Below are 17,139 nucleotides of genomic sequence, written 5' to 3'. Positions count from 1 at the left end.
GACAGTCCACCGTCGTCCCCGGCCACTGCAATAACGCTTCATGCCTCACATACCGCAGCACGCAGCCGAACTCCGTGTCGCTGCCCAGCACTTGGGCCGCAGAAGATTCCTGACCGTCACCGGCGCCGCCGCCGCGCTCGCCTTCGCGACCAACCTCCCGACCGCGGGCACCGCGGCCGCCGCCGAGCTCGACGCCCGGAAGATCAAGAGCGATCCCTTCACGCTCGGCATCGCCTCCGGCGACCCGCTGCCCGACTCCGTGCTGCTGTGGACGCGGCTCGCCCCGTCCCCGTACGAGACCGGCAGCGGCCTGCCCGCCGCCCGCGTCGACGTGGCCTGGGAGCTGGCGCTCGACGAGAAGTTCCGGCGCGTGGTGCGGCGCGGCACCACCACCGCGCACCCCGAGTACAACCACACCGTGCACGTCGAGGTCGACAAGCTCGATGCGGGGCGCGTGTACTACTACCGCTTCCGCGTGGGGAGTTGGGTGAGCGACGCGGGCCGCACCCGCACCGCGCCCGCCGCCGGCGCGAAGACCTCCGCGCTCACCCTCGCCGCCGTGTCCTGCCAGGCGTACCACGACGGGTACTACACCGCGTACGAGCACCTGGCCCAGGACGATGTGGACGTCGTCTTCCATCTCGGCGACTACCTCTACGAGTACGCCGTCACCTCCGTCGGCGGCGCCCGGAACTACACCGACCGCGTGCTGCCCGACGTCTTCAACCGGGAGACCGTGACGCTGGAGGACTACCGGCTGCGGTACGCCCTCTACAAGAGCGACGAGCACCTGCGCGCCGCGCACGCCGCGCACCCCTTCGTCGTCACCTGGGACGACCACGAGACCGAGAACAACTACGCGGGCGACACCGACGAGAACGGCAACCCGCCCGAGGAGTTCCTGCTGCGCCGCGCCTCCGCGTACCGCGCGTACTGGGAGAACCAGCCGCTGCGCCGCCCCCAGGTGCCGAGCGGCCCCGACATGCGGCTCTACCGGCGGCTGCACTGGGGCCGGCTCGCCCAGTTCGACATCCTCGACACCCGCCAGTACCGCACCGACCAGGCCAACGGCGACGGCTGGAAGGCCCCGACGCCCGAGTCCGAGGCCGCCTCGCAGACGCTGCCCGGCTTCACCCAGGAGCGCTGGCTGACCGACGGCTGGCGGAACTCGCGGGCGCTGTGGAACGTCGTCCCGCAACAGGTCACCTTCGCCCGCCGCGCCAACCCCGCGGGCGACGGCACGCTCTCCATGGACTCCTGGGACGGCTACCCGGCCTCCCGCGAGCGGATCCTCAAGGGCGCCGAGGCCGCCCGCGTCGAGAACCTGATGGTCCTCACCGGCGACGTCCACGTCTCGTACGCCATGGACATCAAGCGGGACGCCGCCGACCAGGGCTCGCGCACGGTCGGCACCGAGATCGTCACGACGTCGATCACCAGCGGCAAGGACGGCTCCGCCAAGCCGGCCAACTGGGCCGGGTACCTCGACCGCAACCCGCACATGAAGCACTACAACGGTCAACGCGGCTACGTGACCGTGGAGTTGGGGCAGGAGGCGGCACGGGCCGACTTCAAGACGGTGTCCGCGGTGACCACGCCGGGGGCGGCCCTCACCACGGCGGCCTCGTTCGTGACGGCCGCCGGTGAGCCGGGGCTCAAGCCCGCGTAGGCACCCTCAGTGCTCGCCGGGATAGCGGACGCCGACCCGTTCCCTGACGGTGTCGAGCGTCCGCATCACGGCGAGCGAACCCTCCAGTGGCACCAGCGGCGACTCCGTGTCGCCCGCCCGGACCCGCCGCATCACCTCGATCGCCTCGTGCCGCATCGAGTCGTGCGGCCCGTCCTCCGGCGCCGCCACGAACTCCTCCGGGTCCCGCCCGTCCCTGTGCAGCACGAACCGCTCCGGGGAGAAGAACCCGCCCGGCACGTCGATCCGCCCGGCCGACCCGGTGACCGAAGCGGTCACACCCGTACCGGCGTTGAGCGCGCAGTGCAGCAGCGCGTGGGCGCCGTTGTCCCACGAGAGCAGCATCCCCGTCTGGAGGTCGACGCCCTCCTCGGAGAGCTGCGCGGACGCCGTCACGGCAGCGGGCTCCCCGAGCAGCAGCTGCGCGAACGACACCGGGTACACCCCGAGGTCGAGGAGCGCGCCGCCGCCCTGCGCCGGATCACGCAGCCGGTGCGAGGGCGGGAAGGGGCCGGCGAGACCGAAGTCGGCCTGCACCGTGCGGACTTCACCGATCGCCCCCTCGTCGACGAGCGCCTTCATCCGCCGCACCAGCGGATTGCAGTACATCCACATGGCCTCCATCAGGAACACGCCCCGCGAGCGCGCCAGCGTCACCAGCTCCGCCGCCTCCCGCGCGTTCAGTGCGAACGCCTTCTCGCACAGCACCGCGCGTCCCGCCTCCAGACAGAGCCCGGCCGCCTCCCGGTGCGCTGCGTGCGGCGTCGCGACGTACACGACATCGACGTCCTCGTCCGCGGCGAGCGAGGCCCAGTCGCCGTACGCCCGCTCGATCCCGAAGCGCTCCGCGAACGCCTTCGCGGAGGCCTCCGTGCGCGAGGCCACCGCCACCACCTCGGCATCCGGCAGATCCAGCAGATCGGCCGTGAACGACGCGGCGATCCCGCCCGTCGCGAGGATTCCCCAGCGCACCCGCTTCACCATCGTGCCCACCCACTCCAGATATTGGTCTCGACCGCACCGCCGAGCTGAGAGCATAGGGAATCGCACAGATGGCCGGGAGAGACGAAGGGAAACGAGGGGCAACGGGATGAAGGACAGCGGATGTTCCACCGGGAGCACCATGGGGGAGAACGCGACCGGTGAGGTCCGTGATGCCACCCCGACGCCCGTTCCCAAGGTGGTGGTCGGGGCCGGCGCGAGCCTCCTCGTCACCTTCCTCCTCGGCGGGCTCACCGCCGTACCGCCGCTCTCCATGGACATGTACCTCCCGGCCCTGCCGGAGGTCACGGGCGTCCTGCACACCTCGGCCGCCACCGCCCAGCTCACCCTCACCGCGTGCCTGACCGGCATGGCGCTCGGGCAGCTGGTGGTCGGCCCGATGAGCGACAAGTGGGGCCGGCGCAGACCGCTGATCGTCGGCCTGCTCATCTACATCGTGGCCACCGCGATCTGCGCCTTCGCGCCGAACGCCGCCCTCCTCATCGCCTTCCGGCTCCTCCAGGGACTCGCGGGCTCGGCGGGCATCGTGATCGCCCGCGCCGTGGCGCGCGACCTCTACGACGGCGTCGCGATGGCCCGGTTCTTCTCGTCGCTGATGCTGATCTCCGGCATCGCCCCGATCGTGGCCCCGCTCATCGGCGGCCAGATCCTGCGGTTCACCGACTGGCGCGGCGTCTTCATCGTGCTCACCGTCATCGGCATCGCGCTCACCGCCGTCGTGTGGAAGTTCCTGCCGGAGACCCTCGCGCCGGAGCGGCGGCACAGCGGCGGCACCATGGAGGCGCTGCGCACGATGCGCGGACTGCTCGCCGACCGCGTCTTCCTCGGCTACACGGTCGTCGGCGGCTTCGCGTTCGCGGCGCTCTTCGCCTACGTATCGGCCTCCCCGTTCGTGATCCAGGAGATCTACGGGGCGTCCCCGCAGACGTTCAGCCTCCTCTTCGGGCTCAACTCGATCGGCCTGATCGCCATCGGCCAGCTCAACGGCAAGGTGCTCGTCGGCCGGGTCAACCTCGACAAGGTGCTCGGCATCGGCCTCACCCTGGTCGTCCTCGCCGCCGCCTTCCTCCTCCTGGCCGCGAGCGGCGCCTTCGGAACGCCCGAGGAACTCGGCCTCGCCCCCATCGCCGCCGGCCTCTTCGTCCTCATGGCCTGCATGGCCCTGACCACGCCCAACACCAACGCCCTCGCCCTCATGCGCACCCCGCACGCGGCGGGCTCCGCGTCGGCGCTGCTCGGCACGTCCTCGTTCCTGATCGGCGCGATCGCCTCGCCGCTCGTCGGCATCGCGGGCGAGCACACGGCGGTCCCGATGGCGACGGTCCAGCTCGTCAGCGGCCTGGTGGCGGCGCTCGCCTTCGTGACCCTGTGCCGCCCCTGGCAACAGCGCGCGGCGGGTGAGCAGCGCTGAACGCGCCGAGACTGCGCCACGACACCCCCGAGCGGGCGGGGCTCGACGGGGAGCAGCTCGCCGGGCTCCTCTCCGATGTGCGCCGGCTGCCCGAGGGCGCCCGGCCCTGGTGCGCCGGGGTCGTCGTGCTCGCGGGGCGCGGCCCGGTGATCGCGGCGGAGGCGGCGCACGGCTGGGCGGCGCGCTACGCGTCGTACGACGAGGCGACGGACACCGGCATCGAGCTGCCGCCCGAGGCCCGCGTCCCGATGACGGTGGACACCCCCTTCGACCTGGCCTCGCTCACCAAGCTCTTCACCTCGATCGCCGCCGTGCAGCAGATCGAGCGCGGCAGACTCGGCATCGACGCGAAGGTCGGCGCGTACGTCCCCGAGTTCAAGGCCGCCGCCAGGGGCGCCATCACAGTCCGCCAGCTCCTCACCCACACCTCGGGCCTGCGCCCCGAACTCCCGCTGTACGACGCCCCGGACGCCGCTGCGCGGCTGGCCCTGCTGCGCGCGGAGGCACCGTCCTCACCACCGGGCGACTACCTCTACTCCGACCTGAACATGCTGCTCCTCCAGCACGTCCTCGAACGCGTCACGGACCACCCCCTCGACGTCCTGATCCGCGAGGGCATCACCCGCCCCCTCGGCATGACCGCCACGTCGTACGGGCCGTGCCCGGGCGCCGCCGCCACCGAGGACCAGCGCCGCCCCTGGGCGAAGGCGGAGCGGGGCATGGTGCGCGGCGAGGTGCACGACGAGAACGCCTGGGCGCTCGGCGGCGTGGCCGGTCACGCGGGCCTCTTCTCCACGGCGTACGACCTGGCCGTCCTCTGCCGCACCCTCCTGACCGGCGGCTCCTACGGCACGGCCCGCATCCTCGGCCCCGACTTCGTCGACCTGATGCTGACCCCGCCCGGCCTCGGCTTCCGCCTCGACCAGTCGTGGTTCATGGGCGAACTGGCGGGGCGCGGCGCGGCGGGCCACACCGGTTTCACGGGCACGTCGCTGGTGATCGACCCGGCGACCGACACGTTCCTGGTCCTGCTCGCCAACACCGTGCACCCCCGCCGCCGCGGTCCCGCCAACGGCCCACGGGTGGCGGCGGCGAACCGGCTGGCGCGGGCCGTGGTCTGACGCGGACCCGTGACCACCGCCACCGCTCCGTAGAATCGCGGGGTGAACGCCCCGCTCCAGTCGGCCTCCGACACCCTCCGGTCCACCCTCGCCGCACTCCTCGACGGCCTCCCGCCCACGCAGGCGGCGAAGGCCGTCGAGCGGCTCATCGCGAACTACCGGGGGACCACCCCGACCGACGCCCCGATCCTGCGCGAGCGGGCCGACGTCGTGGCGTACGCGGCGTACCGGATGCCGGCCACGTTCGAGGCGGTGCGCTCCGCGCTCGACGCGCTGGACGCCGCGGCCGACTGGCGGCCCGCCGGGCACCTGGACATCGGGGGCGGCACGGGCGCGGCCGTGTGGGCGGCGCAGGACGTGTGGCCGGGGGAGCGGGCCACGACGGTCGTCGACTGGTCACAGCCCGCACTCGACCTCGGCCGCGAACTGGCCTCCACCCAGGGCGAGTTGGCGGACTCCGTACGCTGGGAGCGGGGGCGGATCGGCGCGCACGACACCCCCGAGGCCGACCTCGTCACCGTCTCGTACGTGCTCAAGGAGCTGACCGAGGCCGACCGGGCGGTCGTCGTCGACGCCGCCGCGCGGGCCGCCACCGGCGCCGTGGTGATCATCGAACCCGGCACCCCGGACGGCTACGCCCGCGTCATCGAGGCCCGGGACCGGCTCATCGCCGCCGGATTCCAGGTGGCCGCGCCCTGCCCGCACAGCGCCGCCTGCCCCATCGTGCCCGGCACGGACTGGTGCCACTTCTCGGCCCGGGTCGCCCGCTCCTCCCTCCACCGCCAGGTCAAGGGTGGCTCCCTCGCGTACGAGGACGAGAAGTTCGCCTACGTCGCCGCGACCCGCTTCGACCCGACACCCGCCGAGGCCCGCGTGATCCGCAAGCCCCAGACCCGCAAGGGCCAGGTCCTCCTCGACCTCTGCGAGTCGAAGGGGGGCCTGACCCGGACCACGGTGACGAAGAAGCACGGCACCGCTTACCGCGAGGCCCGGAACGTGGAGTGGGGAGACGAGTGGCCTCGGCCTAATTAAGCGGCTCCGGCAAATCAAGCCCCTCCGGCGATTGAGGAGCGGGGTCCGGGGCAGAGCCCCGAGACCCCGGCCACGCCTCCCGTTCAGCGCAGCTCAAGCGTGCAGCACTTCACCGACCCACCCCCCTTCAACAACTCGCCGAGATCCACCCCCACCGGCACAAACCCCCGCTCCCGCAGCGGCCCGAACAACCCCACCGCCCCCTGCGGCAGCACCACGTTCCGGCCGTCCGACACCGCGTTGAGGCCGAAGGCCCCCGCATCCTCCTCGGAGGCGATCAGCGCGTCGGGGAACATCCGCCGCAGCACCGCCCGGCTCCCGGGCGAGAACGCCGCCGGGTAGTACATGACGGAGTCGTCCGCGTCGTCCAGGACCGCGAGCGCCGTATCCAGGTGATAGAAGCGCGGGTCCACCAGATCGAGCCCGATCACCGGCCGCCCGAACACCTCCTGCGCCTCCCCGTGCGACAGCGGCGAGGCCCGGAAGCCCCGCCCCGCGAGTACGTACGAGGCGGTGACGGCGAAGTCGCCCTCGCCCTCGTTGACGTGGACGGGCTCGTGGACCTCGGCGTAGCCGTGCGCCCGGAACCACTCCAGGTGCGCGGCGGCCTCGGCCTCCCGTTCCCGGTGCGCGAATCGGGCGCCGAGCACCCGGCCGTCCACCACGGTCGCGCCGTTCGCCGCGAACACCATGTCCGGGAGGCCGGGGCGCGGGTCGAGCAGTTCCACGGTGTGACCGAGCCCGCGGTAGCGATCCCGCAGGACCTCCCACTGGGCGACCGCGAGCGGGACGTCGACGGGTTTCGTCGGGTCCATCCACGGGTTGATCGAGTACGTGACCTTGAAGTGTGCCGGTGGGCACATGAGATAGCGCCGGGGTGTGGCGCGACGTTCGACAAGGCTCGGATTACGCAATGAGGGCTCCTCCGACCGCAGGGCTGGGTGAAGCCCATGGTGCGGTCGGAGGAGCCCTCGGGGCTGTGAACCGAACGGGTGGTTCACGGCCGGCTCTGATCACGACGCGTCGTGCGTGCCGTTCTTCTCCTGCAGCCTGCGCAGGAGTTCACGCTTCTGCGCCACGGGGTCGGTGCCTCCGCCGCCGACGCGGCCACCACGGCCGCCGCCGCGCATCGCCTTGCGGGACATGTTGCTGCGGGCGCCACCGACGCCCAGCATGCCGCCTGCTCCACCTCGGGTCATGGTCGTATCTCCTTGGGTCATTGAGCCGCTGCGCCGCAACGATACGTATCGTCTCGTTGCCTGGATGTGCTCCACTGTGAGCGAGACGGTGCGTCTTGTCAAGGCCTCGCAAGACGGAACGTCTCGGCTCGCGCGCTGCTACATTCGAACCATGTCAGACACGAAGAGCCAGTCGGCGAAGAAGGCCGTCCCCGACGCCACCCGCCGCAGCGAACGTTCCCGCCGCGCGATCTACGACGCCGCCCTCGCCCTCGTAGGAGAGATCGGCTACCCGCGCACCACCATCGAGGGCATCGCCGCCCGCGCCGGTGTCGGCAAGCAGACGATCTACCGGTGGTGGGGCTCGAAGGCCGAGGTCCTGATGGAGGCCTTCATCGACCTCGGCGAGCGCAACCAGGAAGCCGCCGCCGAGAAGCACCCGGACTACCCGCTCGACTTCGACTCCCTGCCCGACACCGGCGACATCGAGGCAGACCTCAAGCTGGTGCTGCGCGCCACCGTCGACGAGCTCAAGGACCCCCGCTTCGAGGCCCCGGCCCGCGCGCTCGCCGCCGAGGGACTCGCCAACCGCGACTTCGCCGAGGATTTCGTCGCCAAGCTCCTCATGCCCGGACTCGACCTGTACGCGGCCAGGCTGCGCGCCGCGCAGGAGGCCGGCCAGATCCGCGCCGGGGTCGACCCACTGGTCGCCCGCGACCTCTTCTCCGGCCCGCTCGCCCAGCGCTGGCTGCAGAACACCGGCCCGCTGGACCACGCGTACGCGGACACGATCGTCGAGTACGCCCTCTACGGCATCGGCCCCCGCAACTAGCCGGAGAAGACCCCTCACATACCCCGGATATGGACTGTGGCCACCCGAGGCGCAGGATGGTGGGACACTTTTGGTCCAAGGTTCATCCGGACTCGGCACGACAGCAGTCGCTCGACGGCGATGGTGAGGGGATTGATGGGCGCGGAGCAGGGCCGCCGATTCGGCGGGCGGAGCGGTACCGAGGGGCGCACGACGGGCGGCCTCATCGCACGGTGGCTGAGGGGCGCGCGCGGCCCGAAGGACACCGCGGCCGCCGATGCGGCCCGCGAGGACCTGCTCTTCGCCGCTGCCGCCGCCGGACTGCCGCTGGCCCCGGCCGCGTACCCTTCCGACTACCGATGTTCGTGCAATCGCGTCGGCTGTCCGACCCCCGGCAGGCACCCCGTCTCCTTCGCCTGGCAGACCCAGTCCACGACGGACCGCGCGCAGATCGAGCGCTGGGCGAGGCATCAGCCGCAGGCCAATTTCATCACCGCGACCGGCATGGTCCACGACGTCCTCGACGTTCCGCTGGACGCCGGGCACGAGGCGCTGGAGCGGCTCCTTGCCGCCGGGATCGAGGTCGGGCCCGTCGCCGAGTCCGGCGGTGACCGCATGCTCTTCTTCACGGCGACGCGCGGGACGCCGGACGAGGAGGACGAGTGGTGGCCCTGCGAGCTGGACTGCCATCCCGAGACCATGGACGAGCATCCCGGGCTGCGGTGGCACTGCCGTGGGTCGTACGTTCTGGTGCCGCCGGCGCGGTTGCCCGGTGAGCGGGAGGTGTTCTGGGTGCGGGGTCTGGAGCATCCGCTTCCGGATCCGTTGACGTTGTTGGAAACGTTGACGGATGCGTGTGCGCGGTATGTGGGGGCGGAGGAGCCGGACTACACGTCGGCGTGGCCGTGATCAAGCCCGCATCTGGACGAGAGCCGGCGGGGTCCGGGGCGGAGCCCCGGGACCGCGACAACGGGTGACCGTCAGCTGCCTTCGGCCGTCGTGATGCCCTCCACCCGCGACACCACGTTCACCTTCCCCGAGGACTTCGGCGGGTCGATGGCCGCCTGGCCGGAGACGTAGCCGTACATCGCCGACTGCTTGGGCTCGCCCTTCATCAGCGCCTTCACGTCCTCCCCGATCGTGGGCAGGTTGCTGCCGGGGAACGCGGTCAGCTTCTCGTAGCGGCGGGTCGTGAAGAAGACGAGGGCGCCGCCGTTCTCGGTGCGCAGGGCCACAGGCGCGTAGTTGCCCTCGGTGAGGGGCTCGTCGATGAACTGCGTGGTGAGGCCGGGGCGCGTGTCGATCTTGTCGCGGGTCTGGCGCCAGCGCGTGGTGTGCAGGCCCGGGACGTAGCCGTCCCCGCCCTTCTTGAGGTACTGGATGTACTTCTTGCCCATGTCCTTCGGACGCTGCGCGAGACCCGACTCGTCCGGGTCGACGGCCTCGCCCAGGCCGTCCTTGTCCTGCTTGAACTTGGGGACCGTGCCCTCGCGGAACAGCGACAGGTACGAGACCGCCCACGGCGCGTTCTCGGCGTTGCGGGTGAAGACCATCACCCAGCGGTAGCCGGGGACCCGCTCGGTGTCCGAGTTCGACACGAACCAGCGCGGCCAGCCCGCCTTCTTCGGCACCGTGATCTGCGTGTCGGTGAGCTCCAGCGGCACGTGCTTCGGGTTGCCGTCCGGGTGGAGAGCGCGACCGGCCTTCAGCTTCGCCGCGTCGATCGCGCCGAGCGCCCCGGTGACGTACTTAGCGTCGGCGTCGGCGTCGTAGTTCTTCTCCGCCTCGTTGTACGCGTCCACGAAGGCGTCGACGGCGCGCGCCGCCTGCCCCTTCGTGGTCGTCGGGACGATCTCCAACTCGCCGTGCACGGTCACACAGCCGCCGGCGGTGAGGGACAGCACGACCGCGGCCGCAGCCGCCGCGACCGGTCGGCCGAACCTGTTCCTGGCCTCGCTCATGACGTTCGACTCACCTTCCGCTCCCAGCCCCTGCCACGGGCCCGAACCCTACCGGGAAGAGGAGGCCCGCACTGCCGCGACCCTGCGGGAAAACAGTCCGGGAGGCGCGAAGAACAGGGCGAGAGTGGGGACAAGGTAGACGAACCAGACGGTTACCTGAAGAACCGTCGGGTCGGGCTGGAAGTTGAAGACGCCCTTCAGGAGCGTGCCGAGCCAGCCGTCGGGCGCGATCGTGGAACTGATGTCGAACGCCAGGTTGTTGAGGCCGCCGACGAATCCGGCCTCCTGGAGATCGTGGAAGCCGTACGCGAGGACGCCCGCCGCCACGACGACAAGCATCGCGCCGGTCCACGTGAAGAACTTCGCCAGGTTGATGCGGAGCGCGCCCCGGTAGAACAGCCAGCCGAGGAACACCGCCGTGGCGAGCCCGAGCAGCGCGCCGATCACCGGGTCCGTCGTGCCGTTGCTGGTGGCGTGCACCGCCGTCCACACGAACAGCGACGTCTCAAGGCCCTCGCGGCCCACCGCGAGGAACGCCGTCACGACCAGCGCCACCGTGCCCATCTGCAGGGCGCTGTCGAGCTTTCCGTGCAGCTCCGTCTTCAGGTGCCGGGCCGTGCGCCGCATCCAGAACACCATCCACGTCACCAGGCCCACGGCGATGATCGACAGCGAACCGCCGAGCGCCTCCTGCGCCTTGAACGTCAGCTCCTGCGAGCCGAACTCCAGGCCCGCGCCGAAGGCGAGCGACACGAGGACGGCGGCCCCGATCCCCGCCCACACCGGCTTCAGGGCGTCCCTGCGCTCCGTCTTCACCAGGTACGCGACGAGGATGCACACGATGAGGCTGGCTTCGAGCCCTTCACGCAGCCCGATCAGATAGTTCGCGAACATCGCGTCTCACGCCTCCTTGTGCTTCTGCTCGAAGAGGCCGCGGCCCCACCAGTCACTGCCGTCCCGCACTCCCGGCGGCACCGCGAACACCGCCGAACCGACGTGCTGGATGTACTCGTTGAGCGCGTCGGTCGCGAGGCTGCGCTGCACCGGGATGAACCCCTTGCGCATGTCCTTCTGGTACGCGAGGAAGAACAGGCCCGCGTCGAGCCGGCCGAGGCCGTCCGTGCCGTCGGTGAACGAGTAGCCGCGGCGCAGCAGCGTCGCCCCGTGGTTGGAGTCGGGGTGCGCGAGCCGCACGTGCGCGTCCGGCTTCATCGCCTTCAGGAACGGCTCGTCGCGCTCCTTCGCCTTGCCGACCGGAGCGCCCACACCCTTGTCCCGGCCGAACACGTCCTCCTGCTCCTGAAGCGACGTACGGTCCCAGGTCTCGACGTTCATCCGGATCCGGCGGGCGACCAGATACGAGCCGCCCTTCATCCAGCCGGCGCCGTCGCCCGGAGAGTCCACCCACACATGCTTGGCGAGGCGGCCCTTCTCGGTGCCCGCGATATTGCGGGTGCCGTCCTTGAAGCCCATCAGGTTACGAGGGGTCTGCGCGTCCGGCGTCGTCGACGACGTCTTGCCGAAGCCGAGCTGCGACCAGCGGATGGCGACCTTGCCCATGCCGATCCGGGCGAGATTGCGGATGGCGTGCACGGCGACCTGCGGGTCGTCGGCGCAGGCCTGGACGCACAGATCGCCGCCGCTGCGGGTCCTCTCCAGGTTCTCGCCGGGGAACTTCGGCAGGTCGACGAGCGCCTCCGGGCGCCTGTCGGCGATGCCGAGGGCCTTCCCGTGCTTCTCGAAGAGGGAGGGGCCGAAGCCGATCGTCAGCGTGAGCCGGGACGGCTGAAGTCCCAGCGCCTCGCCCGTGTCGTCCGGCGGCGCCTCGACGAGCCCGCCGTACGCGCCCTCGCCGACGGTGTGCCCCTCGGTCATCCGCGCGGCGGCCTTCGTCCAGTCCTTCAGGAGCTGCACGAACTCCTCGCGGTCGGCCGTCTTCACGTCGAACGCCGCGAAGTGCAGCCGGTCCTGCACCGCCGTGGCGATCCCGGCCTGGTGCGCGCCGTGGAACGGCACCGCGCCGCCCGCCTCGCCGGCGGGCTGCATGTCCGAGCCGTCGTCGGACCGGGCCAGGGCGACGGCGCCGCCCGCGGCCGCGGCGCCGAGCGCGAGCCCGGCGCCGCCGACGGTGAGCAGGGAACGCCGGGAAGGGGAAGGGGAGTTGGAGGTCTCGTCGTCCGCCATGGCGGCCCTCTCCTCGTGGTGCGTGTGCATGTACTCGGCTACTTGACGATGGCTACTTGACGACCGCGGCGGCCAGCTTGGACAGCGGCTCCGCCAGCGCGTTGACCGCGTCGGACAGCTCCTTCTGCTCCGCCTTGCCGACCTTGTCGTAGGACGTGAACTCGTAACTGCTCTTGTCCTCGCGGTACTTGTCGAGCAGCGTGTCGAGCGCGGCGAACTGCTTGTCCAGCTCCTTGGTCAGTGCGGCGTCGTTCTTCGACGCGACCGGCTTGAGCAGCTCGTACGCCTTCTCGGCGCCCTCGACGTTGGCCTTGAAGTCGACGAGGTCGGTGTGCGAGTAGCGCTCCTCCTCGCCGGTGACCTTGCCGGTGGCGACCTCGTCGAGCAGCTCCTTGGCGCCGTTGGCCATGGAGGTGGGCGTGATCTCCGCCTTGCCGACGCGCTGCTGCCAGTCCTCGAGGTCCTTGTCGAGCCGGTCGGCGAGCCCCTTCTCGGTCTTGCCGATCTTCTTGTCCTTCCACAGCGCCTTCTCCAGGCGGTGCCAGCCGGTCCACTTCTGGCCCTCTTCGAGGCCGTCGGCCCGCACGTCGACCTTCGGGTCGATGTCACCGAAGGACTCGGCGACCGGCTCGGTGCGCTCCCAGCCGATACGGGAGGGGGCGTACGCCTTCTTGGCCGCCTTCAGGTCGCCGTCGCGGACGGCGTCGGTGAACGTCTTCACCTTCGGCAGCGTCTCGTCGGCCTGCGTCTGGGTGTACTGGCGGTAGGCGGCGACGGCGTCGTCGAGCCGCGGGTCCCGCTTCGCCGTGCTCTTCCCGCCGGTCACCTTGACGTCCTGGCGGTGGCCCTTGCCCTTCATGCCCGGGATGCAGGCGATGCGGTAGTCGCCGCTCTTCACCTCGGCGGTGAGGCTGTGCCTGGTGCCGGGGCCGATGTTCTCGCGCTCGGAGACGATCCGGTCGTCCGGGAAGAGGATCTCGACCTCGGTGACCCGGGACCCCTTGTTCTCGACCGCCAACTCCACGTGCCCCGCCGGGAACTGCTTCTTCGAGACCTTGCAGCTGTCGTCGTCGGCGGTCACCTTGATCGAACCGGAACCGGCGCCCTTGGCGTCGCTTTTCTGGGTGCAGCCCGTGACGGCGGTCAGAACGGCGACCGCGGCGACGGCAGTGGAAACGGTGAGTCGGGCGGCGCGCATGCAGGCTCCAAGACGTACAGCAGCAGTACAGGGGGTGCACAGGAACAGGGGGTAACTAAGGCGGACCTAACTTATATGAGGCTTACCTCAGTGCCACCCATGGGCAAGTCAGGGGAGGGTCAAGTGCCGGTCAAGCGCCGGATGTCGCGTGGTTGACTTCCGGCATGAACGAGTACGGCATCGAGTACGACGTGGTGCGCGTCTTCTGCGCCCCCGACGGCGGGGAGGGCAACGCGCTGGGCGTCGTCCGTGACGGCTCCCGCCTGCGCGACCGGGACGAACGGCAGGCGTTCGCCACCAAATTGGGCTTCAGCGAGACGGTCTTCGTCGACGACCCCGAGCGCGGCGTCATCGACATCTACACGCCGACCGCGCGCCTGCCGTTCGCCGGGCACCCCTGCGTCGGCACGGCCTGGCTGCTCGACGTACCGGAACTCGTCGTGCCCGCGGGGATCGTCGGGGCGCGCCAGGACGGCGAGTTCAGCTGGGTCGAGGCGCGCGCGGAGTGGGTGACCGGCCGTACGTTGCGGCAGTACGACTCCGTCGCCGAGGTCGACGCGCTGCCGGTTCCTCCGGCGGGGGAGTGGATCTACGCGTGGGCCTGGGAGGACGAGGCGGCGGGCCGGGTCAGGGCCCGCGGCTTCCCCGGCCGCGGCGACGGCATCGTGGAGGACGAGGCGACGGGAGCGGCGGCACTGGCGCTGACCGGTCGACTCGGCCGCGCCCTCAACATCCGCCAGGGCCGCGGCTCCCAAATCCTGACGGCACCCCAGCCGGGGGGTTCGATAGAGGTGGGCGGCCGGGTTCGGCTAGCTTGACGGGTCGGCGGCGGGTGAGCATTTCCAGCCCCGCCGGCGATTGAGGCGCGGGGTCCGGGGCAGAGCCCCGAGGCCGTAACGCCGGTGCCGCGAAACGATCACGCGGCCGACCGAAACTCTTCGCCCAGCCCGCGAAACACCCCCGTATTCAAGGCGAACGCCGCCTTGCACTCGGCGACAACCCGCTGCTTCTCCAGCTCATCCACGGCGATCGCATCAAGCAGCTCCCGGTAGTGCCGCTTGAACGCCGCAGGGTTCGAAACGCCCTCAAAAACGTAGAACCGCACGCCGTCCCCCTTGCGCGCGAACCCCCACGTCTTCTCCGCCTTGTCGCGGATGATCTGCCCACCCGAGAGGTCGCCCAGGTAGCGCGTGTAGTGGTGCGCCACATACCCACCCGGCCAGGACGCCGCACACTCCGCGACCCGCTCCGCGTACGCCCGCGTCTGCGGCAGCGCGGACACGGTCTCCCGCCAGTCAGGACCCCGCAGATGTGCGAGGTCGCGCTCCAGCTCGGGTACGCGCAGCAGCTCCGGCTGAATGAACGGCCCGGCCACCGGATCCTCGGCAAGGTGCTTGGCGCCGTCCTCAAGTGCCCGGTAAACGAACCACAGTTGCTCCGTGTACCGCGCGTACGCGTCCACGCCGAGCCGCCCGCCGAGCAGATCACCCATGAACGTCGACGTCTCCGCCTCCGTGTGCTGCTCGTGCGAAGCGGTGCGGATCAGAGTGGAGAACGGGGTGTCCATAAGGGGGCCTCCGCCGATGAGTATTAATTAGGTTAGGCTTGCCTAAGATTACAGCCTTCCCGACACGCTGTCGGTAAAAACCTACCCGGTTCTCCGATCAGGGGAACGTAAACAGCAGAGCCCGCCCCACAAAGGGGCGGGCTCGATGCGCGAGAGGCGTCGCCTACGGCAGCGTGAGGATCTCCGTGCCGCTCTCCGTGACGACGAGCGTGTGCTCGAACTGGGCGGTCCGCTTGCGGTCCTTGGTGACGACGGTCCAGCCGTCCTCCCACATGTCGTACTCGTACGTGCCGAGCGTGAGCATCGGCTCGATCGTGAACGTCATGCCGGGCTGGATCACGGTCGTGGCCTGCGGGGAGTCGTAATGCGGGATGATCAGGCCGCTGTGGAACGACGAGCTGATGCCGTGCCCGGTGAAGTCGCGCACGACGCCGTACCCGAACCTCTTCGCGTACGACTCGATGACCCGGCCGATGATGTTGATCTGGCGGCCCGGCTTGACGGCCTTGATGGCGCGGTCGAGGGACTCACGGGTCCGCTCGACGAGCAGCCTCGACTCCTCGTCGACGTCGCCCACCAGGTACGTGGCGTTGTTGTCGCCGTGCACGCCGCCGATGTACGCGGTGACGTCGAGGTTGACGATGTCGCCGTCCTTGAGGACGGTCGAGTCCGGGATGCCGTGGCAGATGACCTCGTTGACGCTCGTGCACAGCGACTTCTGGAAGCCGCGGTAGCCGAGCGTGGACGGGTACGCGCCGTGGTCGCACATGTACTCGTGCGCGATCCGGTCCAACTCGTCCGTGGTGACACCCGGGGCGATCGCCTTCGCCGCCTCCGCCATGGCCCGCGCGGCGATCCGTCCGGCGATCCGCATCGCCTCGACGGTCTCCGGGGTCTGCACCTCGGGGCCCGTGTACGGGGTCGGCGCGGGCTTGCCGACGTACTCGGGGCGCCGGATGTTCCCGGGCACGGAACGGGTGGGGGAGATCTCCCCCGGAACGAGCAGGGCGGACGACGCCCCCGACTGACCAGACATGCCAGCGAGTGTAACGAGCGCGCGTGGGGGAGCATGGCGGGGACGAGAGGAGCCGCCGTGGCGCTGTTCAAGAAGCGAACCGTCGGAAAGCCGGGCGAGTGGTACTACTGCCTGGAGCACAAGAAGGTCGAGGAGGGGCCGGAGTGCCCCAACAAGGACCGTTTCGGCCCCTACGCCTCCCGCGAGGAGGCCCAACACGCGATGGACACCGCGAAGGAACGAAACCTGGAGTGGGACAACGATCCCAAGTGGAATAAGGAGAGCCCGCAGTAGGACGAGAGCCCGCGGGGTCCGGGGCAGAGCCCCGCGCGGGTGGGCGACACCTCACCACCGCGCGGGCGGCGGCGCCGTCAAGTGATCCGCAAGCCGGGACAGCCGATCCCGAAACCCCCGCCGCCCCCGCGGAGCGGCTGCCGCGTTCTCACCGGCCGCCGCACTGACCAGATGCTGCACCGTGTCGAGATCGAGGTCGGTGTCGCCGGGAACGCTCAGCCCGTCATGGGCCATGGCGTGCAGATCCCCACCGCCGGCGGCCTCCGCGTCGAGCGCCAGGATCGTCGCCCCCGCGCGGCGCGCATCGTGCACCCGCTCGAGGAGAGGAGCGCCCGGCTCGGTCGGCGTGACCACGAGGAGCGTCTCGCCGCGCCGCGCCGCCTCGAGCCGGCCGAGGCCGACGGCCAGATGCGCGGGGTCGTCCGGACGCGCCGCGTGCCGTACGAGGGTGGGGGCCAGCTCGGGCGTCCCGGACCAGGCCGCCTCGTCGACCAGATGGGCCGCCAGATGCCAGGGCTCGTACGTCGGGGAGCCCACGAGGAGGAGCCCGCCACCGTGCGCGGCGACCGAGGAACGCAGCGCCCCGGCGAAGCGGCGGGTGGCGGAGGGCCATTCGGTTCCGGCGAGTACCTCGCGCAGCAGTGCTACTCGTACGGCGTCCATGGGGTCGCATGGTGC

At 70.8% G+C, this 17,139-nt stretch carries 18 protein-coding genes; 8 read left to right on the top strand and 10 right to left on the bottom strand.

Annotation, left to right across the window (positions count from 1 at the left end; genetic code table 11):
- The first annotated feature begins 40 nt into the window (after positions 1–40).
- Entirely contained in the window at positions 41–1,669 is a 1,629-nt protein-coding gene (locus tag OHA73_RS14725; protein WP_327655252.1) for an alkaline phosphatase D family protein, read from the top strand.
- Between the two features lie 6 nt (positions 1,670–1,675).
- Here OHA73_RS14725 and OHA73_RS14720 read toward each other — a convergent pair whose 3' ends face one another.
- A complete protein-coding gene (locus OHA73_RS14720; RefSeq protein WP_327658461.1) occupies positions 1,676–2,671 on the bottom strand; it encodes a Gfo/Idh/MocA family protein in 996 nt (331 codons plus the stop codon).
- A 139-nt stretch (positions 2,672–2,810) separates the two neighbouring features.
- Between OHA73_RS14720 and OHA73_RS14715 the strand changes: the two genes are divergently transcribed.
- The 3 genes from OHA73_RS14715 to OHA73_RS14705 are packed head-to-tail and all read left to right on the top strand — an operon-like array spanning position 2,811 to position 6,253.
- Positions 2,811–4,100: a multidrug effflux MFS transporter gene (locus OHA73_RS14715; RefSeq protein WP_267070650.1), complete on the top strand. Its 1,290-nt coding sequence runs from the start codon at positions 2,811–2,813 to the stop codon at positions 4,098–4,100.
- On the top strand, positions 4,097–5,221 hold the full coding sequence (locus OHA73_RS14710) for a serine hydrolase domain-containing protein (RefSeq protein ID WP_443063214.1): 1,125 nt from the start codon (positions 4,097–4,099) through the stop codon (positions 5,219–5,221). Before OHA73_RS14715 ends, OHA73_RS14710 begins: the two co-directional genes overlap by 4 nt.
- Before the next feature lie 42 nt (positions 5,222–5,263).
- Positions 5,264–6,253 (top strand): small ribosomal subunit Rsm22 family protein, encoded by a 990-nt coding sequence (locus tag OHA73_RS14705; RefSeq protein ID WP_327655250.1) that lies wholly within the window; start codon positions 5,264–5,266, stop codon positions 6,251–6,253.
- Between the two features lie 83 nt (positions 6,254–6,336).
- Here OHA73_RS14705 and ddaH read toward each other — a convergent pair whose 3' ends face one another.
- Both ddaH and OHA73_RS14695 read right to left on the bottom strand, forming a co-directional pair.
- Entirely contained in the window at positions 6,337–7,167 is an 831-nt protein-coding gene (ddaH, locus tag OHA73_RS14700) for a dimethylargininase (RefSeq protein ID WP_443063075.1), read from the bottom strand.
- A gap of 99 nt (positions 7,168–7,266) precedes the next feature.
- Positions 7,267–7,452, bottom strand: a complete 186-nt coding sequence (locus OHA73_RS14695) for a DUF6243 family protein (protein ID WP_267070652.1) — start codon at positions 7,450–7,452, stop codon at positions 7,267–7,269.
- Between the two features lie 151 nt (positions 7,453–7,603).
- Here OHA73_RS14695 and OHA73_RS14690 point away from each other — a divergent pair, with 151 nt between their 5' ends.
- Both OHA73_RS14690 and OHA73_RS14685 read left to right on the top strand, forming a co-directional pair.
- Complete coding sequence (locus tag OHA73_RS14690) at positions 7,604–8,263, top strand: TetR/AcrR family transcriptional regulator (RefSeq protein WP_266720256.1); 660 nt, start codon at positions 7,604–7,606, stop codon at positions 8,261–8,263.
- Positions 8,264–8,398: 135 nt separating this feature from the next.
- Positions 8,399–9,151 (top strand): bifunctional DNA primase/polymerase, encoded by a 753-nt coding sequence (locus OHA73_RS14685; protein ID WP_266720258.1) that lies wholly within the window; start codon positions 8,399–8,401, stop codon positions 9,149–9,151.
- A gap of 71 nt (positions 9,152–9,222) precedes the next feature.
- On the opposite strand, the gene OHA73_RS14680 is transcribed toward OHA73_RS14685, so the two are convergent.
- Genes OHA73_RS14680 through efeO form a run of 4 tightly spaced genes read right to left on the bottom strand, consistent with a single transcriptional unit; the run spans position 9,223 to position 13,585 of the window.
- Positions 9,223–10,203, bottom strand: coding sequence for a hypothetical protein (locus tag OHA73_RS14680; protein WP_267070653.1), 981 nt, complete (start codon positions 10,201–10,203; stop codon positions 9,223–9,225).
- Positions 10,204–10,251: 48 nt separating this feature from the next.
- Complete coding sequence (gene efeU / locus OHA73_RS14675; protein ID WP_266720262.1) at positions 10,252–11,097, bottom strand: iron uptake transporter permease EfeU; 846 nt, start codon at positions 11,095–11,097, stop codon at positions 10,252–10,254.
- A gap of 6 nt (positions 11,098–11,103) precedes the next feature.
- Entirely contained in the window at positions 11,104–12,417 is a 1,314-nt protein-coding gene (gene efeB, locus OHA73_RS14670) for an iron uptake transporter deferrochelatase/peroxidase subunit (protein WP_443063074.1), read from the bottom strand.
- A gap of 22 nt (positions 12,418–12,439) precedes the next feature.
- Complete coding sequence (efeO, locus tag OHA73_RS14665) at positions 12,440–13,585, bottom strand: iron uptake system protein EfeO (RefSeq protein WP_267070654.1); 1,146 nt, start codon at positions 13,583–13,585, stop codon at positions 12,440–12,442.
- Between the two features lie 164 nt (positions 13,586–13,749).
- Here efeO and OHA73_RS14660 point away from each other — a divergent pair, with 164 nt between their 5' ends.
- Positions 13,750–14,403, top strand: coding sequence for a PhzF family phenazine biosynthesis protein (locus tag OHA73_RS14660; protein WP_267070655.1), 654 nt, complete (start codon positions 13,750–13,752; stop codon positions 14,401–14,403).
- Between the two features lie 98 nt (positions 14,404–14,501).
- On the opposite strand, the gene OHA73_RS14655 is transcribed toward OHA73_RS14660, so the two are convergent.
- Together OHA73_RS14655 and map are read right to left on the bottom strand one after the other, a co-directional pair.
- A complete protein-coding gene (locus OHA73_RS14655) occupies positions 14,502–15,152 on the bottom strand; it encodes a biliverdin-producing heme oxygenase (protein WP_266720268.1) in 651 nt (216 codons plus the stop codon).
- Positions 15,153–15,315: 163 nt separating this feature from the next.
- A complete protein-coding gene (map, locus tag OHA73_RS14650; protein ID WP_267070656.1) occupies positions 15,316–16,188 on the bottom strand; it encodes a type I methionyl aminopeptidase in 873 nt (290 codons plus the stop codon).
- Positions 16,189–16,245: 57 nt separating this feature from the next.
- Here map and OHA73_RS14645 point away from each other — a divergent pair, with 57 nt between their 5' ends.
- Positions 16,246–16,461: a hypothetical protein gene (locus OHA73_RS14645; protein WP_266720272.1), complete on the top strand. Its 216-nt coding sequence runs from the start codon at positions 16,246–16,248 to the stop codon at positions 16,459–16,461.
- A gap of 51 nt (positions 16,462–16,512) precedes the next feature.
- Here the strand turns inward: OHA73_RS14645 and OHA73_RS14640 are convergent, their stop codons facing one another.
- Positions 16,513–17,124, bottom strand: a complete 612-nt coding sequence (locus OHA73_RS14640; RefSeq protein ID WP_267070657.1) for a hypothetical protein — start codon at positions 17,122–17,124, stop codon at positions 16,513–16,515.
- Positions 17,125–17,139: the final 15 nt, after the last annotated feature.

This window comes from Streptomyces sp. NBC_00483, assembly GCF_036013745.1.
Classification (GTDB): Bacteria; Actinomycetota; Actinomycetes; order Streptomycetales; family Streptomycetaceae; genus Streptomyces.
This window is presented reverse-complemented; position numbering and strand designations above follow the sequence as displayed.